The sequence below is a fragment of the Sphingobium fuliginis genome (assembly GCF_015074805.1).
Taxonomy (GTDB): domain Bacteria; phylum Pseudomonadota; class Alphaproteobacteria; order Sphingomonadales; family Sphingomonadaceae; genus Sphingobium; species Sphingobium fuliginis.
Map to the genome: position 1 here is coordinate 2,194,195 of NZ_CP060035.1, position 23,530 is coordinate 2,217,724.

At 65.9% G+C, this 23,530-nt stretch carries 25 protein-coding genes; 10 read left to right on the top strand and 15 right to left on the bottom strand.

The genetic code is table 11. The features are described 5' to 3' along the window. The gene (gene phoB / locus H5V43_RS10545) at positions 1-702 is read left to right on the top strand and encodes a phosphate regulon transcriptional regulator PhoB (protein WP_025548632.1); all 702 of its coding nucleotides are present in this window, start codon (positions 1-3) and stop codon (positions 700-702) included. A 38-nt stretch (positions 703-740) separates the two neighbouring features. Here phoB and H5V43_RS10550 read toward each other — a convergent pair whose 3' ends face one another. From H5V43_RS10550 to H5V43_RS10580, 7 genes are all read right to left on the bottom strand, one after another. Then, positions 741-920: a Trm112 family protein gene (locus H5V43_RS10550; protein ID WP_025548634.1), complete on the bottom strand. Its 180-nt coding sequence runs from the start codon at positions 918-920 to the stop codon at positions 741-743. Next, positions 917-1,525: an LON peptidase substrate-binding domain-containing protein gene (locus tag H5V43_RS10555; RefSeq protein WP_025548636.1), complete on the bottom strand. Its 609-nt coding sequence runs from the start codon at positions 1,523-1,525 to the stop codon at positions 917-919. Before H5V43_RS10555 ends, H5V43_RS10550 begins: the two co-directional genes overlap by 4 nt. A gap of 14 nt (positions 1,526-1,539) precedes the next feature. Continuing rightward, positions 1,540-2,451, bottom strand: coding sequence for a tetratricopeptide repeat protein (locus H5V43_RS10560; protein ID WP_025548637.1), 912 nt, complete (start codon positions 2,449-2,451; stop codon positions 1,540-1,542). A 110-nt stretch (positions 2,452-2,561) separates the two neighbouring features. Continuing rightward, positions 2,562-3,407, bottom strand: a complete 846-nt coding sequence (locus tag H5V43_RS10565; RefSeq protein WP_037482221.1) for a MipA/OmpV family protein — start codon at positions 3,405-3,407, stop codon at positions 2,562-2,564. Between the two features lie 71 nt (positions 3,408-3,478). Continuing rightward, the gene (locus tag H5V43_RS10570; RefSeq protein ID WP_371873074.1) at positions 3,479-3,892 is read right to left on the bottom strand and encodes a DUF2141 domain-containing protein; all 414 of its coding nucleotides are present in this window, start codon (positions 3,890-3,892) and stop codon (positions 3,479-3,481) included. A 33-nt stretch (positions 3,893-3,925) separates the two neighbouring features. Next, the gene (locus H5V43_RS10575; protein WP_037482224.1) at positions 3,926-4,639 is read right to left on the bottom strand and encodes a sterol desaturase family protein; all 714 of its coding nucleotides are present in this window, start codon (positions 4,637-4,639) and stop codon (positions 3,926-3,928) included. Between the two features lie 46 nt (positions 4,640-4,685). After that, entirely contained in the window at positions 4,686-5,576 is an 891-nt protein-coding gene (locus H5V43_RS10580; protein ID WP_025548642.1) for a prephenate dehydratase, read from the bottom strand. Between the two features lie 186 nt (positions 5,577-5,762). Here H5V43_RS10580 and H5V43_RS10585 point away from each other — a divergent pair, with 186 nt between their 5' ends. Next, positions 5,763-6,392, top strand: coding sequence for a c-type cytochrome (locus H5V43_RS10585; protein WP_025548643.1), 630 nt, complete (start codon positions 5,763-5,765; stop codon positions 6,390-6,392). 33 nt (positions 6,393-6,425) lie between these two features. Then, positions 6,426-7,010 carry a GNAT family N-acetyltransferase gene (locus H5V43_RS10590; RefSeq protein ID WP_037482209.1) on the top strand — a complete coding sequence of 195 codons (585 nt, stop codon included), beginning with the start codon at positions 6,426-6,428 and terminating at the stop codon, positions 7,008-7,010. Positions 7,011-7,158: 148 nt separating this feature from the next. On the opposite strand, the gene H5V43_RS10595 is transcribed toward H5V43_RS10590, so the two are convergent. Together H5V43_RS10595 and H5V43_RS10600 are read right to left on the bottom strand one after the other, a co-directional pair. Beyond that, positions 7,159-7,962 carry a kinase gene (locus tag H5V43_RS10595; protein WP_025548646.1) on the bottom strand — a complete coding sequence of 268 codons (804 nt, stop codon included), beginning with the start codon at positions 7,960-7,962 and terminating at the stop codon, positions 7,159-7,161. A 1-nt stretch (position 7,963) separates the two neighbouring features. Further along, positions 7,964-9,280, bottom strand: a complete 1,317-nt coding sequence (locus H5V43_RS10600) for a hemolysin family protein (RefSeq protein ID WP_025548648.1) — start codon at positions 9,278-9,280, stop codon at positions 7,964-7,966. 151 nt (positions 9,281-9,431) lie between these two features. Here H5V43_RS10600 and H5V43_RS10605 point away from each other — a divergent pair, with 151 nt between their 5' ends. Next, entirely contained in the window at positions 9,432-10,112 is a 681-nt protein-coding gene (locus H5V43_RS10605; RefSeq protein WP_025548649.1) for a YiaD family glycine zipper/OmpA-like lipoprotein, read from the top strand. 55 nt (positions 10,113-10,167) lie between these two features. Here H5V43_RS10605 and H5V43_RS10610 read toward each other — a convergent pair whose 3' ends face one another. After that, on the bottom strand, positions 10,168-11,160 hold the full coding sequence (locus tag H5V43_RS10610) for an esterase-like activity of phytase family protein (protein ID WP_025548651.1): 993 nt from the start codon (positions 11,158-11,160) through the stop codon (positions 10,168-10,170). 227 nt (positions 11,161-11,387) lie between these two features. On the opposite strand from H5V43_RS10610, the gene H5V43_RS10615 reads away from it, so the two are divergent. Further along, a complete protein-coding gene (locus H5V43_RS10615) occupies positions 11,388-11,807 on the top strand; it encodes a glycine zipper 2TM domain-containing protein (protein WP_025548652.1) in 420 nt (139 codons plus the stop codon). A gap of 190 nt (positions 11,808-11,997) precedes the next feature. On the opposite strand, the gene H5V43_RS10620 is transcribed toward H5V43_RS10615, so the two are convergent. After that, complete coding sequence (locus H5V43_RS10620) at positions 11,998-12,225, bottom strand: hypothetical protein (RefSeq protein ID WP_025548654.1); 228 nt, start codon at positions 12,223-12,225, stop codon at positions 11,998-12,000. A 214-nt stretch (positions 12,226-12,439) separates the two neighbouring features. Between H5V43_RS10620 and H5V43_RS10625 the strand changes: the two genes are divergently transcribed. The 4 genes from H5V43_RS10625 (at position 12,440) to metH (ending at position 18,118) form a co-directional block, all read left to right on the top strand. Beyond that, complete coding sequence (locus H5V43_RS10625) at positions 12,440-13,411, top strand: ArsR/SmtB family transcription factor (RefSeq protein WP_025548655.1); 972 nt, start codon at positions 12,440-12,442, stop codon at positions 13,409-13,411. Then, positions 13,408-14,343, top strand: coding sequence for a methylenetetrahydrofolate reductase (metF, locus tag H5V43_RS10630; protein ID WP_025548657.1), 936 nt, complete (start codon positions 13,408-13,410; stop codon positions 14,341-14,343). Before H5V43_RS10625 ends, metF begins: the two co-directional genes overlap by 4 nt. Further along, positions 14,340-15,386 (top strand): homocysteine S-methyltransferase family protein, encoded by a 1,047-nt coding sequence (locus H5V43_RS10635; protein ID WP_025548658.1) that lies wholly within the window; start codon positions 14,340-14,342, stop codon positions 15,384-15,386. Before metF ends, H5V43_RS10635 begins: the two co-directional genes overlap by 4 nt. 119 nt (positions 15,387-15,505) lie before the next feature. After that, positions 15,506-18,118, top strand: a complete 2,613-nt coding sequence (gene metH / locus H5V43_RS10640; RefSeq protein WP_025548660.1) for a methionine synthase — start codon at positions 15,506-15,508, stop codon at positions 18,116-18,118. Between the two features lie 113 nt (positions 18,119-18,231). On the opposite strand, the gene H5V43_RS10645 is transcribed toward metH, so the two are convergent. Then, positions 18,232-19,389 carry a serine hydrolase gene (locus H5V43_RS10645; RefSeq protein WP_025548661.1) on the bottom strand — a complete coding sequence of 386 codons (1,158 nt, stop codon included), beginning with the start codon at positions 19,387-19,389 and terminating at the stop codon, positions 18,232-18,234. A 181-nt stretch (positions 19,390-19,570) separates the two neighbouring features. On the opposite strand from H5V43_RS10645, the gene H5V43_RS10650 reads away from it, so the two are divergent. Next, positions 19,571-20,407, top strand: coding sequence for an alpha/beta fold hydrolase (locus H5V43_RS10650; RefSeq protein WP_099186984.1), 837 nt, complete (start codon positions 19,571-19,573; stop codon positions 20,405-20,407). 119 nt (positions 20,408-20,526) lie between these two features. Here the strand turns inward: H5V43_RS10650 and nadB are convergent, their stop codons facing one another. From nadB to H5V43_RS10665, 3 genes are read right to left on the bottom strand one after another with little or no spacing between them, the layout of a single operon-like run. Further along, positions 20,527-22,131 carry an L-aspartate oxidase gene (gene nadB, locus H5V43_RS10655; RefSeq protein ID WP_025548663.1) on the bottom strand — a complete coding sequence of 535 codons (1,605 nt, stop codon included), beginning with the start codon at positions 22,129-22,131 and terminating at the stop codon, positions 20,527-20,529. Between the two features lie 9 nt (positions 22,132-22,140). Further along, positions 22,141-22,584, bottom strand: coding sequence for an endonuclease domain-containing protein (locus H5V43_RS10660; RefSeq protein WP_244968612.1), 444 nt, complete (start codon positions 22,582-22,584; stop codon positions 22,141-22,143). Beyond that, positions 22,581-23,510 carry an ABC transporter ATP-binding protein gene (locus H5V43_RS10665; RefSeq protein ID WP_048577206.1) on the bottom strand — a complete coding sequence of 310 codons (930 nt, stop codon included), beginning with the start codon at positions 23,508-23,510 and terminating at the stop codon, positions 22,581-22,583. Before H5V43_RS10665 ends, H5V43_RS10660 begins: the two co-directional genes overlap by 4 nt. Positions 23,511-23,530: the final 20 nt, after the last annotated feature.

A 23,530-nucleotide genomic window follows, 5' to 3' on the forward strand; every position in this document is an offset into this window, starting at 1 on the left:
ATGGCGCGGGCCAGGATGCTGCTGGTGGAGGATGACGCGGCGCTGGCCGAACTGCTCATCTGGCACTTCAAGCGCGAGGATTTCGAGGTCGCGCACACGGTCGACGGCGAGGAAGCGCTGCTGCTGGCACAGGAGAATGTGCCCGACATCGTGCTGCTCGACTGGATGGTGGAAAGCCTGTCGGGCATAGAGGTCTGCCGCCGACTGCGCCGCATGAACGGCACGGCCAACGTGCCGATCATCATGCTGACGGCACGCGGCGAGGAGGAGGATCGCGTGCGCGGGCTGGAAACGGGCGCGGACGATTATGTGACCAAGCCCTTCTCGCCCCGCGAACTGGTGGCGCGCGTCGGCGCGGTGCTGCGGCGCGTGCGCCCGGCGCTGGCGGGCGAGACGCTGACCTTCGCGGATGTGGAGATGGACACGGTGGGGCACAAGGTCCGTCGCGGCGGCCAGGTGATCCCGCTCGGCCCCACGGAATTCCGCCTGCTCAAGCATTTCCTGGAGCATCCGGGCTGGGTCTTCTCCCGCGAGCGGCTGCTGGACAGCGTATGGGGGCAGGACAGCGACATCGAACTGCGCACGGTCGACGTGCATATCCGCCGCCTGCGCAAGGCGATCAATGCGGACGGCCGCTATCACGACATCATCCGCACGGTGCGTTCAGCGGGCTATGCGCTGGATACGGACGGGGTCGCGTAAAAGGCCGTCGCGGACAGACAGGGTCCGGTAGCGGTTCGTCACCCCGCTATGGACCGCGCCTCCCGCACGACCAGCACCGGGACGCCGTCGCGCACCGGAAAGGCGAGCCGCGCCGCCTCGGACAGCAATTCGCCCTGTTCCGCATCCCAGCGCAGGGGCGTGCGCGTCACCGGGCAGACCAGCTTCGCGAGCAGCGCCGGATCGATCCTGCCGCTCATTGCATCGTCGCCCCGCCGTCGCGTTCGATCCGCCCGACGATCTGCATCAGCTGGATGATCCGGTCGGCCCGTTCGCCCAGCGTATCCGCCTCCAGCAGGGTCTGCTTGGCCGCCGGATCGAACGGCACGATCTGCGCGATCCCGTTCACCAGCGCCATGTCGTCGAGCCGCGACACCGCCGTCCAGTCGACCACATAGCCCAGCGCATCGGCAAAGCGCCGCGATTCCTGCTCCAGCGCCGCCCGCTCCACGGCGGAGAGGATTTCATCCTCTTGCGCAATGGGCTCCACATCCGCCTCGATCTGGCGAAAGGCGGTGGGGACGTCCAGTTCCCGTACCACACGAAAGCGCGCAAGCCCCTTCAGCAGGATGTTGTACCGGCCGCCCTCCAACGCCTCGATATGGGTGATGTGGCCCAGGCAGCCCACATCGAACAGCGCGGGCTTGGTTCCTTCCTCCCGCGGCTGGATCATGCCGATGCGCCGGTCCCGCGCCATGGCGTCATGGATCATCGCCTGATAGCGCGGCTCGAAGATATGGAGCGGCAGTTCCATGCCCGGCAGCAGCAGCGCGCCCGGCAGGGGAAAGATCGAGACGCGCGACATGACGCCTGCGCCGGTTAGGAAAACAGGATCTGGGAAAGCTTGCGCCGCTGCCCCGCGACCCAGGGATCTTCCAGCCCCGTCGCCTCGAAAAGCTTGAGGAGCTGCGCCCGCGCCGCGCCGTCATTCCACGCCCGGTCGCGCCGCACCAGTTCCAGCAACTGCTCCGCCGCTCCATCGCGGTCGCCATTGGCCATCAGGCCGTTCGCCAGTTCGAAGCGCGCCTCATGATCGTCCGGATCGGCGGCGACCTTCGCCTCCACACCCGACAGGTCAGCCACCGGCCGGGCATCGCGCGCCAGCGCAATGGCGGCGCGTGCGCGCTCCACCGCCTGGTCCCTGGCCACATCGGCGGGCAGAGCGGCCAACGCCGCTTCGGCTTCGTCGAACTGTCCCAGCGCCACCAGCGCCCGCGCCGCGCCCGAAGCCACATCGGCATTGTCGGGCAGCATCTGATCGATCTGCCGGAACACGGACAGCGCCCGCTCCGCTTCGCCCCCGGCCAGCAATTCCTCGCCCATGGCGATCAGGGGCGCAATCTCCTCCAGCTGCGCCTTCTCCTCCGATTCGATCGGCAACTGGCCCAGCAACTGGTCGAGATATTGCTTGAACTGCCCCTCGGTCCGCGCCTGGCTGAGGTCGGCCACCGGCTGGCCCTGGAACACGGCATAGACGGTGGGGATCGACTGGACGCGGAACTGGGCGGCGATGAATTTGTCCTCATCGACGTTGATCTTGACCAGCTTGACGCCCTTGGCCGCATAGTCGGCGCAGACCTTCTCTATCACGGGCGCGAGCTGCTTGCAGGGGCCGCACCATTCGGCCCAGAAATCGACGATCACCAACTGGGTGCGCGAAGGATCCACCACATCGCGGCGGAAAGCCTCCACCGATGCCTTGTCGGCCTCGCTCAGTCCAAGGGTCGCCACTTCTCTTATCTCCTGCTGCAAACGCGGTTGCCAAGCCGCCCTCATACAGCGCCTTATGTGGGGCGTCACCCCATAGGAACAAGGGAGATCGGCCGGGGATCAACCGGAGATCAAAAGGTGTAGCCGATGCCGATCGCGCCGATCCACTGATTCCGGGAGCCCGCGACGGACACGATGGGCGAGGCGGCATAGTCGCCCAGAATCCGCGAATAGCTGGCCGCGGCGAAGATCGCCCAGCCATGGCGCAGGTCGCCCGACAGCGACTTGCCGCCCGCCAGGCTGAAATTCACCTTCTTGAACCCCGAACCATCGCCTGCCCCGCCATAGGCCGGCAGCCCCGATGCGGCGGCGCCCGCCGGATCGACGTCATAATAATAGCGGCCATATTTCCTGCCGACATAGTCCGCCGACACGCCCAGCCCGACGAAGGCCGTCTGCGACAGCGGCGTCATATATTCCACCGCGGGCGTGATGACATAGCTGCCATGCGCGCCCGCCACATCCCTGGTCACGGCGACGCGCGCCGACAGATTGTCATAGGCGCTGGTGATCACCCCGGTCTTGCCGATGCCGACGAAGCCGCCGACCTCCACCGCGATGTCGCGCTTGCCCAGCAGGCGCACGGCATCGTCCTTGATGTTCCTGCGGCTCGACCGGTCGAAGCGGACGTTGACCACCGGGCCCAGTTCGAAGTCGACGCCGTCGGGATCGCTGTTGGGGATCGCGTCGACATAAAGGCCCGGACCGCGCGTCCAGAAGGCGAAGTCCTTCACCTTGCCGCGAAGCTGCGGGATGGGCAGGACGCGATAGTCGTCGGACCCTTCATAGCTCGGCACGGCGGCCACGCCCACGCCGATGGTCAGGCTGCTGCGATCATCCTGCTGGGCGAAGGCCGATGGCGCAAGGCAAAGGGCCGCGACGGCGAACGCCGCGGAAAGGCGACAGCGATGATGCATGATGAGCCTGTTCAAAGAGATTGTCGGGCAAGATAATGTTTTTACGCCATTACCGTTCCGCACCGCGACATTCAGAGGAAATATTTGACCCTGATGTCCTGCCGCACCGCCGCCCCCGCCATGGCGAACTGCGCCGAGCGGAAGCTGGGCGCGCCGAAGCGGATCGCCGGATTGCGCGAAAAGCCCACCCCCTCGCGCGGGATGCCGGCCAGCGTGTCCAGCTTGCCATTGCCATTCTCGTCATGAATGATGGCGATCGCATAGGTTCCCGGCTCCATCCGGCCGAGGGGCACGATGCCGGCGGTCGCGGGGACGGTGAAATGCCGCCCGTCCGGATCGCCCCGGCAGTCGGGGAAATGGTCCGCCTGCCGCGTCACGCAGATCAGGAAATTGCCCCTGGAGGACCGCAGGCCCTGCACGTCCATGCTGAGCGGCTGCGCCTGGTCGGCCACCGCCGCGCCCATGACCAGCGGGACCGCCGCCATCATCGCTGCCCTGCCCTTCACGCCCATCCTTCCCTAAAAATGGCCCAATCCCCTGTCGGTCCCGCACAGCCGGTCCCAGATGCGGAAATACAGGCCGTAATTGCACGCATATTGTTCATGATGCCGCTGGTGATGGCTGGCGGTGATCAGCCAGCGGCCGGCCCGGCCCTGCACCATCCAGCGCGGAAACATTTCCCATCCCATATGGTTGCTGACGCCCATCACCGTCATGATCGTCAGCACCACGCCCAGCGCGCCGACATGGATCGGAATCAGGAAGACCAGCGCCGGGATCACCACCGCGCCGGTCACCGCCTCCCATGGATGGAAGCTCATCGCGGCCCAGGCCGTCGGCGGGCGGCTGGCATGATGCACGGCGTGGGCGATCCGGAACAGCCGGGGCCGGTGCATCCAGCGGTGGGTCCAGTAGAACCAGGCGTCATGGGCCGCAAGGTAAAGCAGCACGGACAGCGGCAGATACCAGAGGGGAAAGGCATGGACGTCGGCATAGACCCGCGTCCAGCCATGCGCCTGCCACCCCCAGGCGACGATGCCCGCCGGCACGCCGTAGATCAGCGCGGAGGCCAGCGACCAGGCGATTTCCCGCCTGACCTGCCGGTCCAGCCCGGCATAGAGGCCCGGCCTGCGATAACGGGTCGCCAGCGCGAAGGCGCCGCTCGCCAACAGATAGCGCACGCCCACGATCACGCTCATGGCAAGGGCCGACAGAAGGATCGCGGTGAACATCGCCCCGACCATAAGCGGTCTGGAGCCCGCCGTCACGCCCGGGCGCTCAGGTGCGCGGCCGCGCCTGCCGGTAGCTGCCGAGTATCCGCACCCATTTGGTGTGGAATTCCAGCTCCGCCAATGCCCGGTCGATGGCCGGATCGCCCGGCATCCCCTCTATGTCGCAGTAGAATTCCGTCGCGGCGAAGCTGGCGCCGCGCTGATAGCTTTCCAGCTTCGTCATGTTGACGCCATTGGTGGCGAAGCCGCCCATCGCCTTGTAGAGCGCGGCCGGGATGTTCTTCACCTCGAACAGGAAGGTGGTCATCACCGGGCCCACCCCCGCCGCCGGCATCTTCGGCTCACGCGAGAGCACCAGGAAGCGCGTCATATTGTCGGCGCTGTCCTCGATATTCTCCGCCACCAGCCGCAGGCCGTAGAGTTCCGCCGCCAGATAGGGGGCGATGGCCCCTTCCCCGGCCACCCGGGTTTCAGCGACCAGCGCGGCCGCGCCCGCCGTGTCGGCATAGCTGACCGGCTGGATGCCGCGTTCCCGCAGATAATGGCGGCACTGGCCCAGCGCCTGCGGGTGGCTGACCGCGCTTTTGACGGGGGTGCTGTCGACCGCCATCAGGCAGTGCCGGATGCGCAGGAAATATTCGTCGACGATATGCAGCCCGGATTCGGGCAGCAGGAAATGCATGTCGGCCACGCGGCCATGCAGGCTGTTCTCGATCGGAATGATCGCCCGCGCGGCGCGCCCTTCCCGAACCGCATCGATCGCATCCTCGAACGCGAAACAGGGCAAGGGAACGCAATCGGGCGCATAATCCAGCGCCGCCAGATGCGAATTGGCGCCCGGCGCGCCCTGGAAGGCGACGGCGCGAACGGGATCGACGGCAGCCTTCGCGGCGAGGTCCGCGACCAGATCGCGGGCGGGGGCGGGATAGTTTTCCATGGGCGCCTGCGCGCTTATTCACTTCATCGCGCCCGCGCAAGCATCCTCTCCGGCCGCAAAGCCATGAAAAGCGTGCGCGATCCCGTTCAAGGCCGCTTGCACGTTCGCGCTTGCGCCATTATGGCAGCGCGCTAGAGGGGACGCGAACCAAGCGGCCAGAACAGAAATCCAGGGGAATCCGAGCGAATGGGCGATCGTTTCAACACCGCTGCCGGTTGGGCTTTGTTCGCGGGTATCATCGCACTGGGCGGTGCCATCGTCAGTTCCAAATTCTTCCATGAGGAACGGCCCGAGAAAATGGGCTACGCCATTGAGGGCGTCGAAGCGGAAGGCGAAGGCGGCGCGGCCAGCGGCCCCGGCCTCAACACCCTGCTCGCCAGCGCGGACGTCGCGGCGGGCGAGAAGGTGTTCGCCAAGTGCGCGGCCTGCCACACCGTCAACCAGGGCGGCGCCAACGGCATCGGCCCGAATCTCTACGCCACGGTCGGGGAACCGATCGGCCAGGGCAAGGGCGGCTTCGCCTTCTCCGACGCGCTCAAGAGCAAGGGCGGCAACTGGACCTTCGAGAATCTCGATCACTGGCTGACTTCCCCGCGTGAATTCGCGCCCGGCACCAAGATGACCTTCGCCGGTCTCGGCAACCCGGCCGACCGCGCGAACCTGATCGCATGGCTGAACACCCAGGGTTCGAACCTGCCGCTGCCCGCCGCCGATGCGGCTCCGGCAGCCGGCGGCGGCAATGCCGCGGCCGAGGGTGGCAATGCCGCCGCCAACGCGGCAGAGGCGCCCGCCGCCAACGCCGCCGCCAGCGAGTAAGAACTGGACAGCGAACCCATTCGGGTCGATGATCTGACGGGCGCGGCCTTGCTGGCCGCGCTCGACGCCTTGGCGGACCTGCGCATCACGGTCTTCCGCGCCTTTCCCTACCTCTATGACGGGTCGGGCGAAGCGGGCCGCGCCTATGAGCGCGATTATCTCACCGCCTATGCGAACAGCCCCGGCGCGCTGATCGCCGGGGCTTTCGCGGGCGACCGGCTGGTCGGCGCCGCCACCGCCGCTCCCATGGCCGACCATGCCGCGGAATTCGCCGCTCCTTTCCGGGCATGCGGCATGGACATCGGCCAAATCTATTATTTTGGCGAATCGGTGCTGCTGCCGGAATGGCGCGGGCGCGGCATCGGCCACGCCTTTTTCGACCGGCGGGAAGCCAAGGCGCGGGAACTGGGATTCGCCATGACCAGCTTCTGCGCGGTGATTCGCCCGCCGGATCACCCTGCCCGCCCCGCCGGCTATGCCCCGCTCGATCCCTTCTGGCGCGCGCGCGGCTATGCCCCGGTCGAGGGGCTGATCGGCCATTTCGACTGGAAGGATCTGGGCGACGACGCGGAAAGCCGCCATCCCATGCAATTCTGGGTGAAGCGTCTCATGGCCTGACGGGCGCGCTCGTCTGCCGCTCCTCCGTTTGAGATGCCCTTTTGGTCATCCCGGACGCGATCCGGAATACTGCCTTTTTCTTTGACGGTGACTGAGAAGCAAGGGGGCCGGATCAAGTCCGAGGCGGCGAGCGCAGCAATGCCGGGCGTCAGCCGTTGCAAATCCCGATCACCCGCCGCATCTCGTCCAGCCTGATCGTCAGGTCCGCCCGGCCCGGCATCTCCTCCAGAATATGCCGGGTCAGCCGCTCATAATGCTGGACGAAGCGCGCAATCCGGGCATCCGGCATGCCGCCGCCAGCCTCCTTGCGCAGGTCATGCTCCTGCTGCGTCCGCCAGCACCGGACGATCCCGAAGTCCGGCGCGGCCAGCAGCACCAGCCGGTCCAGCCGCGCGAACAGCGCTTGATAATCCCCCGCCAGCGCCCGGTTTGCGAAGGCGCGCCAGACGCCGTCCGCATCCTCCTCCCGCTCCAGGGCATTGACCGGCTCCACCAGCGCCGCCGCGCCCTGCGGCAGCGCACCGACGCACCAGCCCTCCAGCAGCAGCAACCGCGTGCCAGTCGCCGCCTTTTCCCATCGCCCTTCCGGCAAAGGATCGTCCGACGCCTTGTCAAAACGCGGCAGCAAGGTCGCCTCTCCCCGCTCCAACGCATCGATCACCCGCAGCCCCAGCGCCACATCATGCGTCCCCGGCACCCCGCGCGTGCGCAGCAGCGGATGGATCGAACGGGCCATGGCCTCCCGCTCCGCCCGCGTGCGATACAGATCGTCGATGGAAAGGATCGCGGCCGGAATCCCGTCGCTCTGCAACCTCTGCCGCAAGCCCGCCGCCAGCGTCGACTTGCCGCTGCCCTGCGCCCCGCAGAGGCCGATCACCAGCAGGCGACCGCCAGCCTCCTCCAGCGCCCGCCGCGTCAATCCCTCGACCGCGTCCAGCGCATCGTTCCGCATCCTATCGCTCCGCGATCAGCAGCTTGTCGATCTTGCGCCCATCCATATCCACGATCTCGAACCGCCAGCCCTGATCGTCGATGAAATCGCCCACTTCCGGCAAGCGCTTGAGCAGCCACAGCGCATGGCCGGCGACCGTCGCATAGTCGCGATCCTCCGGCAGGTCGATGCCGATCCGGTCCGCGAGCAGGTCCACCGGCATCTGGCCCGACACCAGCAGGCTGCCGTCCTCCCGCTCGACCAGGTCCGGCTCATCCTCGCTGTCCAGGTCGGACACGAAATGGCCTGCAATGGCGGAGAGCAGGTCGGCAGGCGTCGCAATCCCCTCGAAATGCCCATATTCGTCATGCACCATGACCATCGGCACCTCGGCCCGCCGCAGCACCTCCAGCGCGTCCATGGCGTCGACCTGATCCGGCACGACCTCCACCTTGCGCATCAGCCTTTCCAGGCTCAGCCCCTCGCCCCGGAACAGCGCGGTCATGATGTCGCGCGCCTGCACCACGCCGATGATGTCCTCCACCGTCCCCCGGCCCACCGGCAGGCGGGTGTGCGGCGTATCGAGCAGCTTGGCGCGAATAGCCTCCTCATCGGCATGGATGTCGATCCAGTCGACATCCATGCGCTGGGTCATCACCTCGCGCACCGGGCGGTCGGCCAGCCGCACCACGCCGGAAATAATGGCCCGCTCGCTCTCCTCGATCACGCCGGACCTGCTCGCCTCGGCCACGATCAGGTGCAGTTCCTCGGCCGTGACCTGATTTTCCGATTCGCGGGTCAGCCCCAGCAGGCGGAAGATGAGGGCACTCGATCCGTCCAGCACCCAGACGATCGGGGCGGTGACCTTCGCCAGCCACAGCATCGGCCCGGCGACCAGCACGGCGATGGGCTCCGGCGCGCGCAGAGCGAACTGCTTGGGCACCAGTTCCCCGACGATCAGCGAGGCATAGGTGGTAAGGCCGATCACCAGGGCGAAACCGGCATTCTGCGCGGCATGGGGCGACAGGCCCAGCATCGCCAGCCGTTCCCCCGTCGGCCCGCCAAGGCTGGCGCCGGAATAGGCGCCCGCGACGATGCCGATCAGGGTGATGCCGATCTGCACGGTGGAAAGGAACTTGCCGGGATCGCTCGCCGCCGCCAGGGCGGAGCGCGCGCCGCGCCGCCCGGCCTTTTCCATTGCCTGGAGGCGCGGCTTGCGGGCGGACACGATCGCCAGTTCCGACATGGCGAACAGGCCGTTCAGCGCGACGAGCGCCAGGATGATGACGAGGTCGACCCAGGGAAAGGGCGTCGGAGCGTGCGGGGGGATATTGGCCATGGCGGTCGGCGGCCACCTATAACCCTGATTCTTACAATTTCACAACCGCCGCATCATCTGCAGTTCAGTTCGCTTGTGGAACAAAGGCCTCCTCTCATCCATTGGGGGTGCATCCGCTCCGTTCGGGCGCACGAGAAAGGGAAATATATCCATGCGGAATTTTCATCGCATCATCAGCGCCGCCGGCCTGGCTGCCATGCTGGCGACCACGGCCTGCACCACCGATCCCAACACCGGCAACCGCACCATTTCCAAGGCCGCAATCGGCGGCATCGGCGGCGCGCTGGGCGGTTATCTGCTGGGCGATCTGGTCGGCGGGCGGCATGACCGCACCGAAAAGATCCTGGGCGCGGGCATCGGCGCGGTCGCGGGCGCGGGCATCGGCGCCTATATGGACGCGCAGGAAAAGAAATTGCGCGAAGAAACCGCCGGCAGCGGCGTGGACGTGATCCGCGATGGCGACAATCTGGTGCTGCGCATGCCATCGGGCATCACCTTCGCCACCGACAGTTCCGCCGTGCAGCCCCAGTTCCAGCCGACGCTGAACGACGTCGCATCCGTACTGGCGCAATATCCCAAGACCTATATCGACGTGTACGGCCATACCGACAGCGACGGCACCGATGCCTATAACCAGGCCCTGTCGGAACGGCGCGCCCAGGCAGTGGGCGATTATCTGACGAGCCATGGCGTGCAGTCGGCCCGCATCGCCACGCGCGGTTTCGGGGAGACCCAGCCGATCGCATCCAACGCCACGGCGGAGGGCAAGGCGTCCAACCGCCGCGTCGAAATCAAGATCGCTCCCGTGACGGAGCAGGATGTGCGTAGCTGAGACGGGCTGCGGGGACCGGGAGGCCGGTCCCCGCCCGCTGTTCCTTCATGCCGCCCTATCCCTGCCAATCCAGGGCGAATTTCAGCAGCAGGGTGCGTTGGAAAAATTCGTGATTGTCGTCCGACGCGATCCAGACGATCCGGCGGCCGCCTTCCCGGCTCAGGGCCAATCCTTCGAAATTGTCGGCCAACAGGGGCGGCGCCAGCCGGGCGAGGACGCGCGCCTTCAGCCGGTCGCCGGAGCGCGGCTCTTCCGGCAGCTCGATGATCGCCAAGGTCGCCGTGAACAGTTCCTGCAAGGTCAGCCGCCGGTTGAGGACCAGCACATGCCTGTCGTCCAGCGCGACCGCGTCGGTCGGGCGATAACCGCGCGGCGGCACATAGCGCAGGTGCATGGGCGCCGCCGTGGCGGCTTCGGCCGGGTCGCCCGCGAACAGCAGCGTGTCGTGGCTGCCGTCGGCGGTCATCCCCATTTCCGCCAGGACGAGGAAGCGGCCGCCGGGCAGCCGCGCCAGGGATTCGACCGATCCCGTCTCCGGCCAGGCCTCGATCTCCGGCCAGGTGCGGCAGGCTTCGACGCGGGCGAAGCCGGGGGAATAACGGCAGATCATCTGTTGCAGTTCGAAGCCCACCCAATAGCGCCCTGTCGCCGGATCATGAGCCATCGCCTCCGAATCCCAGGCCCACCAGGGGCGCTCCCGATCCTGCGGGCGGATGGGAAGCGGGGCGATGAAGGGACGCCGTTCCGCCCTGCCCGGGCCGATGTGGAAACCCATCAGCGTGCCGGAATCGCTGAGCGCCAGAATCTGGCCGTCGGGTTCCGCCAGCAGCGAGGATATGCCGCCAAAGCCATGATGGGTGCTGCTGAGTTGCCATCCGCCCAGATAGTGCAGCATTCCAAGGTCGCGCTGGGCGGGATCGGCCGCGTTCAGGGACAAGGCGCGCGCCCGCACCAGCAATGGGCCGGGGCCGAAGGGTTCGGGCTTGTTCTTATGCGGCGCGGGGAGCAGCAGGATCGCGAGCAGCAGGACGATCAGGATTCGGCGCATCGCCCTTGCCATAGGGGATAATCGGCCCCTGTGCAGGGTTTTTCGCGGCGCTGGCATCGACCGCCGAAAAGCGCGATAAGCGTTCCCGCCGGTGGCTCCAATGCTGAACGGCGGCTGACATCGCCATTCAGGCTTGGCTCAATGCGAATCGGGCAAAAGGGTCTCAATCGATGGTGAGTCCTCCGTGGAAGACCTGCCGTGATCGATGGCAAATGAGGAGCAACGCCATGAAGACGAAGTTTCTGATCAATCTGGGGGCGGCGCTGGCGATGGGCGCTGCCTCTCTGGCCGTCACCGCAACGCCGGCCATGGCCCGCGACGGCTGGGGCCGCCATTACGACCGTGGCGACTATTATCGCGGCGACCGCGGGTATCGCGGCTATCGCGGCGATGGTTATTACCGGGGCGGCGGCTATTATCGCGGCGACGGCTATTACAGGGGCTATCGCGGCTATCGCGGTGGCTATCGCTGCCGGGACAATGGCACGGGCGGCACCATCATCGGCGCGATAGCCGGTGGCCTGCTCGGCAATGAAGTCGGCAAGGGCAGCGGCCGCTACGGTCGCCGCGGCGATGGCACCACGGGCGCCATCATCGGCGCGGGCGTGGGTGCGCTGGCCGGGCGGGCGATCGACCGGGATTGCTGATCCACCGTTGAAGGATGAACGAAAAGAGGGCCGCTCCATCGGGGCGGCCCTCTTTTTGCCTTCTGACGCATCCTGCCCCTGCAACGCCAGCGCAGGCTCAGGCTGACGGAACCGACCGACCGGCGCGAGCCAAAGAAAAAGGCCGCCCCGTTTCCGGCGCGGCCCATTCCAGACAATTCCCTTTTGGGAATTACATCGCGTTCGCGGCAGCGTTGCCGGCCGTGTTCGCAGCGTTCGAAGCGGCGTTCGAAGCATTGTCGGCAGCGTTCAGCGCGGCGTTCATGGCGTTGTCGGCAGCGTTCGAAGCGTTCTCTGCGGCATTGGCCGAAGCGTTGGCGGCATTTTCCGCACCGCCCGAGCAGGCGGCCAGGCCGAGCGACGCGGCGAGAACGAGCGAAAGAGCAATCGACTTGGTCATGGGTTAACCCCTCTCTGAGAATAATAACGGTGCAGACCACTCTCGGAGAAAAGTTCACCCCCCATTGCGTCTGCGCCGCGATTCGTAATGAATCCGGCGACTCATGGCAATCCCAATCATGCGTCAAGCCCGTGATTCGGGGCTGTCAGGGGTTGAACGGCGCGGTTCCGAACGACCATTGACGCATATAAAGATTTCTTTATATGATCCATGCATGAGCGCAGCAATCGACATTTTCCGGGCATTGGGCGACCCGACGCGGCTGCGCATCATCTATCTTCTGCGCGCCATGGAACTGGCCGTGGGCGAAATCGCGCAGGTCGTGGGGCAAAGCCAGCCGCGCGTGTCCCGCCATGTCCGCATCCTGGCCGAAGCCGGTCTGGTGGAGCGGCGCAAGGAAGGCAATTGGGTTTTTCTGCGGCTGGGCAAAGAGGCGGAAATCGGACCCTTTCTGACGCTTTTCGACCAACTCGTGCCGTCGGAGGGCGAGCTGTTGTGGCAGAAGGCCGACCTCGCCCGGCTGGCGGCGGTACGGGCGGATCGCGCCCAGGCGGCGGAAAGCTATTTTGCCGAACATGCCGAGGAATGGGACGCGATCCGGTCCCTGCATGTGCCGGAGGGCGATGTGGAGGCGGCGATGACCGCCCTGCTGGGGGCGGAACCGATCGGCCATCTGCTCGACATCGGCACCGGGACCGGGCGAATGATCGAATTGTTCGGTCCGTCGGCGGAGCAGGTGACGGCGCTGGACCGCAGCCCGGACATGCTGCGGCTGGCCCGCGCCAAGCTGCCCGAGGATGCGGGCGACAAATATGCGCTGGTGCTGGGCGATTTCAGCGCCCTGCCGCTGGAGCCGGGCAGCGCCGATACGGTGGTGCTGCATCAGGTGCTGCACTATGCCCAGGCGCCCGAGGCGGTGATCGAGGAAGCGGCCCGGGTGACGGCGGCGGGCGGCCGCGTCCTGATCGCCGATTTCGCGGCGCATGAACGGGAAGAACTCAGACTGCGCGACCAGCATGCGCGGCTGGGCTTTTCCGACGGGCAGATCGAAAGCTGGTTCGCGGATGCGGGCCTGGAACTGGAGCGGGTGGAGGTGCTGCCCGGCCAGGAACTGACGGTGCAATTATGGCTGGGCCGCCGCCGTGGCGCGCGCGTCCTGCCTATCGAAGGACGACTTTCCGCATGACCTTGAGCTTTCCCTCCGTCGAAGAGGCCACGCGGGCTTGGCAAGCGCCGCTCTATGCCGATCTGACGGGAGACATTAATGTGAGCTTCGAATTCTTCCCGCCCAAGACGGAGAAGATGGAGGAGCAGCTCTGGTCCGCGATCCAGACGCTGACGCCGCTGGCGCCGAAATTCGTGTCGGTGACTTACGGCGCAGGTGGGTCGACGCGGGAGCGGACGCATAACACGGTGGCGCGGATCGCGAAGGAGACGCCCCTGTCGGCGGCGGCGCACCTGACCTGCGTGGCGGCGAGCAAGGGTGAGATTGACGAGGTGATCGACGCCTATTGGGAAGCGGGCGTGCGGCATATCGTCGCCCTGCGCGGCGATCCGCCCGAGGCAGGCGCGAAGTTCGAGCCGCATCCGGACGGTTACAAGGGCGCGGCGGAGCTGGTCGAGGGGCTGGTGAAGCGGCATCCGTTCGAGATTTCGGTGGCGGCTTATCCGGAAACCCATCCTGATGCCTTGAGCGCGCAGAGCGACATCGACAATTTGAAGCGCAAGCTGGATGCGGGCGCGACGCGGGCGATCACGCAATTCTTCTTCGAGCCGGATACCTTCTTCCGTTTCCGCGATACGGTGGCGGCGGCAGGGATCGACGCGGACATCATTCCGGGCATCATGCCGGTCAGCAATTTCGCGGCGGTCCAGCGCATGTCGGCCATGTGCAATACCGATGTGCCGGGCTGGATGGGCAAGCTGTTCGAGGGGCTGGACGACCTGCCCGCCGCACGGCAGCTCGTGTCCGCGACGCTGGCGGCGGAACTGTGCCGCAAGCTTTATGCGGGCGGGGTGCGCGACTTTCATTTCTATACGCTCAACCGGGCGGAACTGAGCTATGCGATCTGTCATCTGCTCGGGCTGCGGCCGGCGACATTGGAGAAGACGGCATGACCGCCGAGGAACGCTTCCGCGCCGTGGCCGCGGAGAAAATCATGATATTCGACGGCGGCTACGGCACGTCGATCCAGAAACATGGGCTGACGGAGGCGGATTATCGCGGGTCGCTCGATCTGGCGAAGGACCAGAAGGGCAATAACGACCTGCTCTGCCTGACCCGGCCGGACATCGTGGAGGGCATCCACACCGCCTATCTCGACGCCGGTGCGGACATGATCGAGACGAACACCTTCTCCTCCACCAAGATCGCCATGGCCGATTATGGCTGCGAACATCTGGTGCGGGAGATCAACATCGCCGCCGCGAAGATCGCCCGCAAGGCCTGTGAGGCGGCGAGCGCGAAGGATGGGCGGCCACGCTTTGTCGCGGGGTCGATCGGGCCGACCAACAAGACGCTGTCGATCTCTCCGGACGTCAACGATCCGGCCTATCGCGAGGTCGATTACGATACGCTGAAGGCCGACTATCGCGAGCAGTGCGAGGCGCTGATCGAGGGCGGCGTGGACTTCCTGCTGGTCGAGACCTGCTTCGACACGCTGAACGCCAAGGCGGCGGGCATGGCGGCGCGGGAGGCAGAGGCGGCGGCGGGGCGGCCGGTGCCGCTGATGCTGAGCTTCACCATCACGGACATGTCGGGGCGGAACCTGTCCGGGCATACGATCAACGCCTTCTGGTATTCGCTGCGGCATTTGAAGCCGCTGACCATCGGGGTGAACTGCGCCTTCGGGGCGGATCTGCTGCGGCCTTATCTGAGTGAGCTGGCCAAGAATGCGGATACGTTGATCCTGGCCTATCCCAACGCGGGGCTGCCCAATGAACTGGGGCAATATGATGAGCTGCCGGAGACTACGGCGAACCTGATCCGCCAGTGGGTGGATGAGGGGCTGGTCAATATGGTCGGCGGTTGCTGCGGCACCACGCCCGCGCATATCGGCGCCGTGGCGAAGGCGCTGGCGGGGCACAAGCCGCGTCAGGTGCCGGAGCTGCCGGTGGTGACGCGGCTTGCGGGCCTCGAACCGATGCATATTGCGGCGTAAGATAATTGTTCCCCCTCCCGCAGGCGGGAGGGGGTTAGGGGGTGGGCCGATCCAGGCGCTGTCCCCTGAAAAGCCCACCCCCAGCCCCTCCCGCTTGCGGGAGGGGAGCAGGTAGTAAAATGACTGAGACCTCCCCCGATCTTTCCCGCGCCACTTTCGTCAATATCGGCGAGCGCACCAACGTCACCGGATCGGCCAAGTTCAAGAAGCTGATCATGGCGGGCGACTATGCCGCGGCCATCGACATCGCCCGCGATCAGGTGGAGAACGGCGCGCAGATCGTCGACGTCAACATGGACGAAGGCCTGCTCGACGCCGTGGAGGCGATGACGACCTTCCTGAAGCTGATGACGTCCGAACCGGACATTGCCCGCGTTCCGGTCATGATCGACAGTTCCAAATGGGAAGTGATCGAAGCCGGCCTGAAATGCGTGTCGGGCAAGCCCATCGTCAATTCGATCAGCATGAAGGAGGGTGAGGAAGCCTTCCTCCATCACGCCCGCCTCTGCATGGCCTATGGCGCGGCGGTGGTCGTCATGGCCTTTGACGAGACCGGTCAGGCGGACACGAAGGAGCGCAAGGTCGAGATCTGCGAGCGCGCCTACAAGCTGCTGATGTCCATCGGCTTCCCGCCGGAGGACATCATCTTCGACCCCAATATCTTCGCCGTGGCGACGGGGATCGAGGAACATAATAATTACGGCGTCGACTTCATCGAGGCCTGCCGCGAGATCAAGGCGCGCTGCCCCCATGTCCATATTTCGGGCGGCCTGTCGAACTTCTCCTTCTCCTTCCGCGGCAATGAGCCGGTGCGGCGGGCGATGCATTCGGTCTTCCTCTACCACGCCATCCCGGCGGGGCTGGACATGGCGATCGTCAATGCGGGCCAGCTCGACGTTTACGACGCCATCGACCCGGCGCTGCGCAAGGCGTGCGAGGATGTGCTGCTGAACAGCGATCCGGAGGCGGGCGAACGCCTGGTCGCGCTGGCGGAGAGCTTCAAGGGCAAGGATGCCGCTTCGGAAAAGGCGGCGCAGGAATGGCGCGGCTGGCCGGTCGCCAAGCGGCTGGAACATGCGCTGGTCAAGGGCATCGACATGTATGTGGTCGAGGATACGGAGGAAGCCCGCCTCGCTGCCGCAAAGCCCATCGAGGTGATCGAAGGCCCGCTGATGGACGGCATGAATGTCGTCGGCGACCTGTTCGGCGCGGGCAAGATGTTCCTGCCGCAGGTGGTGAAATCCGCCCGCGTCATGAAGAAGGCGGTCGCCCACCTCCTCCCCTTCATCGAGGCGGCGAAGGAGCCCGGCGCCAAGGGCAAGGGCAAGGTCGTGATGGCGACGGTCAAGGGCGACGTCCACGACATCGGCAAGAACATCGTCGGCGTCGTGCTTCAGTGCAACGGCTTCGAGGTGATCGACCTGGGCGTCATGGTGCCGTGGCAGGACATCATCAAGGCGGCGAACGAAAATGACGCCGACATGATCGGCCTCAGCGGCCTCATCACTCCCTCGCTGGACGAGATGGTGACGGTCGCCGCGGAAATGCAGCGCGCGGATATGACCATGCCGCTGCTGATCGGCGGCGCGACCACCTCCAAAGTGCATACCGCGCTGCGCATCGATCCGGCCTTCACCGGGCCGGTGGTGCATGTGCTGGACGCCAGCCGGGCGGTCGGCGTCGCGACGGCGCTCGTCTCCGAAACCCAGAAGACCGATTTCGTCCAGAAGACCAAGGATGATTATGCCCATGTCCGCGCCGCCCGAGAGGGCAAGGGGCAGAGCAAGCTGCTGTCCATCGAGGAAGCGCGGGCCAATGCCTTCGAGATCGACGAGAGCCTGAAGCCCGGCAAGCCGCGCCTGCCCGGCGTCCACCGCTTCCCGGACTGGGATCTGAAGGACCTGCGCAACTATATAGACTGGACGCCCTTCTTCCGCGCATGGGAACTGGCGGGCAATTATCCGGCGATCCTGGAGGACAGGGTGGTGGGCGAAAGCGCGACCAGCCTGTTCACCGATGCGCAGAAGATGCTCGACCGCATCGTGGACGAGAAATGGCTGACGGCGCGCGGCGTGGCCGGCCTGTGGCCCTGCCGCCGCGAAGGCGACGACATCATCGTCCATGTCGAGGATGAAAAGCATGTCCGCCTGCCGATGCTGCGCCAGCAGATCGCCAAGCGGGAGGGCCGGGCCAATATGTGCCTTGCCGACTTCATCAGCCATGATGGCGACTGGATGGGGGGGTTCGCCGTATCGATCCACGGCATCGAGCCGCATCTGGCGCGGTTCAAGAACGCTATCGACGATTATTCGGACATATTGCTCAAGGCGCTGGCGGATCGTCTGGCGGAGGCCTTTGCCGAACGGCTGCACCATTATGTGCGCACCGCGCTCTGGGGCTATGCCGAGGGCGAGCAGCTTACCAACGAGGCGCTGATCAAGGAGCAATATCGCGGCATCCGGCCCGCGCCCGGCTATCCCGCCTGTCCGGAGCATAGTCTGAAGCCGCTGCTGTTCGACATGCTGGACGCGCATCACGCGACGGGCATTTCGCTGACGGAAAGCTTCGCGATGCTGCCGACGGCGGCGGTCAGCGGCTTTTACTTCGGGCATCCGCAGGCGGAATATTTCGGCGTGGCGCGGGTGGGGCGCGACCAGCTGGAGGATTATGCCGGGCGGCGCGGGGTGGATCTGGAGACGGCCGAGCGCTGGCTGCGGCCCAATCTGGATTAGGACTTATTCCATAGTTCCCGCGCAGGTGAGCACTCATCTCCCATAAGAAGGTGCCTGATGCACGGTCAGGAGATGGATTGCCGCCTTCGCGGAAATGACGGGAAGCGAAAAACTTACCGCGCCTCGTGGTTGGCCGCCACCGCCTTCGCCACCGCCTGCATCAACTGCCAGCGCGTCGGGATCGGTTCCGTCGTGCTGCCGATCATCACCGCGACCGCATAGCTGGTGCCGTCGGGCGCGGTCATGATGCCGATGTCGTTGAACCCGGTCGAACGCGCGCCCAGTTCCTGACCCGTGCCGGTCTTGTGCAGATAATGCCATCCCGCCGGCACGCCGCCCTTGATCCGCTGCGGCCCCGTCTTCGCCTCGCCCATGATCGAAAGCAGCAGTTGCGACGATGCCGGGGAAAGCATGTCGTTCTGCTTGAGCTTCGCCAGCGCCTGCACGATGGAGGATGGCGCGGCGCCGTCCGGCGGGCTGGCGAGATAATTGTCCAGCGCCTTCTGCCGCACCGAGAGGGGCAGCCTGGCGCGGGCGGCGTAGAAGTTGCGGCCGATCGAATAATCCTGCCGCCATTCCAGGCCCGCCGTGGTGGATTGCAGCAGCCGTTCGCCGGGCCCGAAGCGGATGTCCCGGATATAGCGGCGCGCGAGATAGCTGCGCACCGCTTCCGGCCCGCCGACGGCGCGCAGCAGCGTGTCGTTGGCGGTATTATCGCTCTGCGTCATGGCGCGGCGCATCAGGTCGGAATAGGTGGTGGTCCAGCCGGCATTGCCCACCAGGGCGGCGGTCGGCTGGTGGAAGAGGGTCAGGTCCTTCTTCGTGATGGTGGTGCTGTCGCTGAGGCGGATCTTGCCCCGGTCGACCGCGTCGAGGAAGGTCATGGACACCCAGAGCTTCGAAACGCTCTGCTGCGGGAAGAGCAGATTGCCGTTCCATGCAACGGTCCAGTCGCTGCCGATGCGGCGCACGGCGATGCCGACCTTGCCGTTGAAGCTCTGGCCCAGGTTGCGGATCACGCTGACCAAAGCGGGCGGCGGCGTTTCCCTTTGGTCGACCTTCAGCGCTTCGAAGGGCTTGGGCGGATTGGCGACCGGCTTGATGGGGAAGGTCGCGGTGGAAGGCTGCGGCCGCTGCTGGACCGCCGCATAGGGTTGCTGCGGCGCGCTGACGCAGGCCGAAAGCGCCGCCATCAACAGGACGAGCCGGGCCGAGCCGCCATTGCCGCCGCCATTTGGGCGCTTGCCGCGCCCTCCCTTGAAATTGGTCATCGAAATCCCCGCACTCTCCTTTCGCATTAGGGTTCAGACCCGCGCCGGGTGACAAGAATCATGCGATGAACGATTCCACAAATGCGATGTAAGGAGGCTGAACGAGGCGCGCCTTAACTCAGTTGAGGTTCAGGCGAAGGCCTGCAAGGAAGCGCCGATGAACCACATGCCGATGAACCACATGATGAACAGACGGACGATGATGCGGGGCGCGACTGCGCTGCTGGCGGGCGGCATGTTGCCGGCACGGGCGTGGGCGGCGCCCTTCGCTTCGCGCCGCATTGCCGTGACGACTCGCGGCGCCGGTCGAGATGTCGTGCTGATCGCGGGGCTGGCGAGCGGGCCGGGGCTGTGGAACGGGGTGGTCGGCGCGCTTTCCGGTTATCGCTGGCATCTGGTCCACGTGCGGGGTTTTGCCGGCCTCGCGGCGGACGCCAATGCCAGCGGGCCGCTGGTCCAGCCTTTGGCGGACGAGATCGCCCGCTATATCGCGGCGGCAGGGCTGGAGCGGCCCGCCATCGTCGGCCACAGCATGGGCGGCACGCTGGCGATGATGCTGGGTTTGAAGGGGCTGGCGGGGCGGCTGATGGTGGTCGACATGCTGCCCGAGGGGGCAGCGATGGTCGGCGGCACGGCACAGGGCATGGGATTTCTGGCCGATCAACTGGGGCAATATTTCACCGGAACCAGGGCGGGCCGCGCCTATCTGGCGCGGATGCTGGCGGAAATGCCGGGCGCCCGGGGAAGCGATCCGGATGTCGTCGCCAATGCGCTGCGCGATCTCGCCAATGTCGACCTGGGGCCGCAACTGGCGCGGCTGACCGCGCCGATGGAGGTGGTCTATGCCGTCGGCAGCGATGCGGCGCAGGCGGGCGAGATCGGTCGAACCTTCCGCGCCGCCTATGCCGCCAAGCGCGGCGTGCGGCTGGTGCCCATCGGCCCCAGCGGCCATGTCGTCATGGCGGATCAGCCGGCCCGCTTCAACGCGGTCCTCGGCAATTTTCTGAAGACGGTTTGACGCCGATCAAAGGCGCGGCGGGACAGCAGGGGTAAAAGCAATCCGACGCCTTCCTCCGCGTCACTCCTCGACTCATGGCGCAGCGCGATGGACGCTGCGCCACCTTTTTTCAGCTTCTTTCAGGGCGCCAGCACCGTATCGACCGCCTGCGGCAGCATCGCCGGATAATCGAGCGTATAGTGCAGCCCCCTGCTCTCCTTGCGATGCAGGGCGGAGCGGACGACCAGACGCGCGACCTCCAGCAGGTTGCGCAGTTCGATGAGGTCCGGCGTCACGCGGAAATGGCCGTAATATTCGTCGACTTCCTTCGCCAGCAGGTCGATGCGGTGCTTGGCGCGCTCCAGCCGCTTGGTGGTGCGGACGATGCCGACATAGTCCCACATGAAGCGGCGGATTTCCTTCCAATTATGCTGGACGATGACCTCTTCGTCCGAATTGGTGACGCGGCTTTCGTCCCAGGGGCGGATCGGCGGCGGCGCGGGCAGTTCATCCCAATGGGCGCGGATGTGCCGGGCGGCGGCTTCCCCGAAGACGAAGCATTCCAGCAGCGAATTGGACGCGAGGCGGTTAGCGCCGTGCAGGCCGCTTTCGGTGACTTCGCCCGCCGCATAGAGCCCCGGCAGGTCGGTGCGACCGTCAAGGTCGATGACCACGCCGCCGCAGGTATAATGCTGTGCCGGGACGACCGGGATCGGTTCCTTCGTGATGTCGATGTCAAGATCCAGCAGGCGCGCATAGATGGTCGGGAAATGGGTGCGCACGAATTCCGGCGGCTTGTGGCTGATGTCGAGATGGACATAGTCGAGGCCGAGCCGCTTGATCTCATGGTCGATGGCGCGGGCCACCACGTCGCGGGGGGCGAGTTCGCCGCGCGGGTCGAACCGGGGCATGAAGCGTTCCCCGCCGCCGGGGACACCGGGGGGCAGCTTCAAATGACCGCCCTCCCCCCGAACCGCCTCCGTGATGAGGAAATTCTTGACCTCCAGATTGTAGAGGCAGGTAGGGTGGAACTGGTTCATCTCCATGTTGGAGACGCGGCAGCCCGCGCGCCAGGCCATGGCGATGCCGTCCCCGGTCGCGCCCCGGGGAGCTGTGGAGAAGAGATAGGTGCGGCCCGCGCCGCCGGTGCAGAGGATCGTCGCCTTGCCCAGGATCGCGTCGACATGGTCCGTCAGCCTGTTGAAGGCATAGACGCCCCATACATGCCCGTCGCCCGAATAGCGCTCGCCATGGCGGCTGGTGATGAGGTCGATGGCGACCCTGTCCTCCAGCAGCGTGATGTTGGGATTGGCGCGGGCGGCCTTCAGCAGCGCGACCTGCACGGCATGGCCGGTGGCGTCGTCGACATGGACGATGCGGCGGTGGCTGTGACCGCCTTCGCGGGTCAGGTGCCAGCGTTCGCCGAATTCCTCCCCTCCATTGAAGGGAACGCCAAGCTCCGCGAGCCGCTCTATCGCCGCAGGAGCCTCGGAGACGACGAATTCGACGGTACTGCGGTCGTTCAGGCCTGCGCCTGCGACCATCGTGTCTTCGATATGCGCCTCGAAACTGTCACCTGCGTCCAGTACGGCGGCGATGCCGCCCTGCGCCCAGTTGGTGGACCCGCCGTCCAGCGCTCCCTTGGCCAGCACCACGACCTTGCGGTCCTGCGCCAGGTTGATGGCGGCGGTCAGCCCCGCCGCGCCGGAGCCGATGATGACGACGTCATAGGTGGTGGTGGGCATATAGTCTTCTTACTCCCCTCCCGCAGGCGGGAGGGGTTGGGGGTGGGCTTGCGCGAGGGCTGCCATGATATGCGACAGCACGCCTTCGATATTCCCTATCACGTCGGCATTCTGAAAGCGCAAGACGGTAAAGCCTAGTTCGCGACAGTAGGCGTCGCGGCGGGCGTCATATTCCGCACTGTCGTCGTGGGTGGAGCCATCCAGTTCGATGATGAGCTTCGCCTCGCGACAAAGGAAGTCCGCGAAATAAGGGCCGATAGGGATTTGGCGGCTGAACTTGCGGCCGTCGAGTTGGCGGTTGCGCAGGCGCTGCCAAAGGAACCGCTCAGGCGGAGATGCCTCGTTTCTTAGCGACTTTGCGCGGGACGTATTCCTGCTTTTGAAAGGTCGCGCCAGCCCACCCCCCGGCCCCCTCCCGCCTGCGGGAGGGGGAGAGGCATCCCTCTCCCTCACGCCGCCGCGGTCAGGTTCAGGAACACATCCTCCAGATCAGGGTCGCGCGTCACCACGTCGACGATCGAAAGCCCGCTGGCCTGCACGGCGCTCAGCACCTGGCCCGCATTGGCGCGGTTCTTCATATAGGTGATCGTCAGCGTGCGTTCGTCCGACAGTTCGATCTTCTCGAAGCTGGGGTCGGCGGGGGGCGTCACCACATCGCGGTCGACCGTCACCTGCACCACCTTCTCCTGCGCCATGGCGATCAGTTCGCGAGTCGGCTTGTCGGTGATGACCTTGCCATGGTTGATGATGCCGATCCGGTCGCACAATTCCTCGGCCTCTTCGAGATAATGCGTGGTGAGGACGATGGTCACGCCCTGGCGGTTCAACTCCCGCACATAGGCCCAGAGCTGCTGGCGAAGCTGCACGTCGACGCCGGCGGTCGGTTCGTCCAGCACCAGGATCGGCGGGCTGTGCACCATCGCCTTGGCCACCAGCAGGCGGCGTTTCATGCCGCCCGACAGGGTCCGGGCATAGGCGTCGGCCTTGTCCTCCAGATGCACGGCGCGCAGCAATTCCATCGAGCGGCGGCGGTCCCGGGGTACGCCATAATAGCCCGCCTGGTTCTCCAGCGTCTCGAACGGGGTGAAGAAGGGATCGAAGACGATCTCCTGCGGGACGATGCCGATGCTGTTCTTGGCGTTGCGGGGGTTCTGGTCGATGTCGAAGCCCCAGATTTTCGCCGTGCCGCTGGTCTTGTTCACCAGCCCGGCGAGGATGTTGATGGTGGTCGACTTGCCCGCGCCATTCGGCCCCAGCAGGCCGTAAATCTGCCCGCGCGGGATGGTGAGGTTGATATTGTCGAGCGCCTGCTTGCCGCCCTTGTAAACCTTGGTGAGGTTGGCGATCTCTATGGCGGGAGTGGGGGAGGTGTCGGTCATGGCTGCCTATAGTGGGGTTG

Coding starts and splice junctions, on each gene's coding strand:
- H5V43_RS10615 (WP_025548652.1), top strand. CDS start 11,388: ATGAAGACGAAGTTTCTGATCAATCTGGGGGCGGCGCTGGCGATGGGC.
- H5V43_RS10625 (WP_025548655.1), top strand. CDS start 12,440: ATGAGCGCAGCAATCGACATTTTCCGGGCATTGGGCGACCCGACGCGG.
- metF (WP_025548657.1), top strand. CDS start 13,408: ATGACCTTGAGCTTTCCCTCCGTCGAAGAGGCCACGCGGGCTTGGCAA.
- H5V43_RS10570 (WP_371873074.1), bottom strand. CDS start 3,892: ATGGCGGCGGTCCCGCTGGTCATGGGCGCGGCGGTGGCCGACCAGGCG.
- H5V43_RS10550 (WP_025548634.1), bottom strand. CDS start 920: ATGAGCGGCAGGATCGATCCGGCGCTGCTCGCGAAGCTGGTCTGCCCG.
- H5V43_RS10555 (WP_025548636.1), bottom strand. CDS start 1,525: ATGTCGCGCGTCTCGATCTTTCCCCTGCCGGGCGCGCTGCTGCTGCCG.
- metH (WP_025548660.1), top strand. CDS start 15,506: ATGACTGAGACCTCCCCCGATCTTTCCCGCGCCACTTTCGTCAATATC.
- H5V43_RS10610 (WP_025548651.1), bottom strand. CDS start 11,160: ATGCGCCGAATCCTGATCGTCCTGCTGCTCGCGATCCTGCTGCTCCCC.
- H5V43_RS10565 (WP_037482221.1), bottom strand. CDS start 3,407: ATGCATCATCGCTGTCGCCTTTCCGCGGCGTTCGCCGTCGCGGCCCTT.
- H5V43_RS10605 (WP_025548649.1), top strand. CDS start 9,432: ATGCGGAATTTTCATCGCATCATCAGCGCCGCCGGCCTGGCTGCCATG.
- H5V43_RS10575 (WP_037482224.1), bottom strand. CDS start 4,639: ATGTTCACCGCGATCCTTCTGTCGGCCCTTGCCATGAGCGTGATCGTG.
- H5V43_RS10650 (WP_099186984.1), top strand. CDS start 19,571: ATGATGAACAGACGGACGATGATGCGGGGCGCGACTGCGCTGCTGGCG.
- H5V43_RS10585 (WP_025548643.1), top strand. CDS start 5,763: ATGGGCGATCGTTTCAACACCGCTGCCGGTTGGGCTTTGTTCGCGGGT.
- H5V43_RS10595 (WP_025548646.1), bottom strand. CDS start 7,962: ATGCGGAACGATGCGCTGGACGCGGTCGAGGGATTGACGCGGCGGGCG.
- nadB (WP_025548663.1), bottom strand. CDS start 22,131: ATGCCCACCACCACCTATGACGTCGTCATCATCGGCTCCGGCGCGGCG.
- phoB (WP_025548632.1), top strand. CDS start 1: ATGGCGCGGGCCAGGATGCTGCTGGTGGAGGATGACGCGGCGCTGGCC.
- H5V43_RS10600 (WP_025548648.1), bottom strand. CDS start 9,280: ATGGCCAATATCCCCCCGCACGCTCCGACGCCCTTTCCCTGGGTCGAC.
- H5V43_RS10645 (WP_025548661.1), bottom strand. CDS start 19,389: ATGACCAATTTCAAGGGAGGGCGCGGCAAGCGCCCAAATGGCGGCGGC.
- H5V43_RS10665 (WP_048577206.1), bottom strand. CDS start 23,510: ATGACCGACACCTCCCCCACTCCCGCCATAGAGATCGCCAACCTCACC.
- H5V43_RS10620 (WP_025548654.1), bottom strand. CDS start 12,225: ATGACCAAGTCGATTGCTCTTTCGCTCGTTCTCGCCGCGTCGCTCGGC.
- H5V43_RS10580 (WP_025548642.1), bottom strand. CDS start 5,576: ATGGAAAACTATCCCGCCCCCGCCCGCGATCTGGTCGCGGACCTCGCC.
- H5V43_RS10635 (WP_025548658.1), top strand. CDS start 14,340: ATGACCGCCGAGGAACGCTTCCGCGCCGTGGCCGCGGAGAAAATCATG.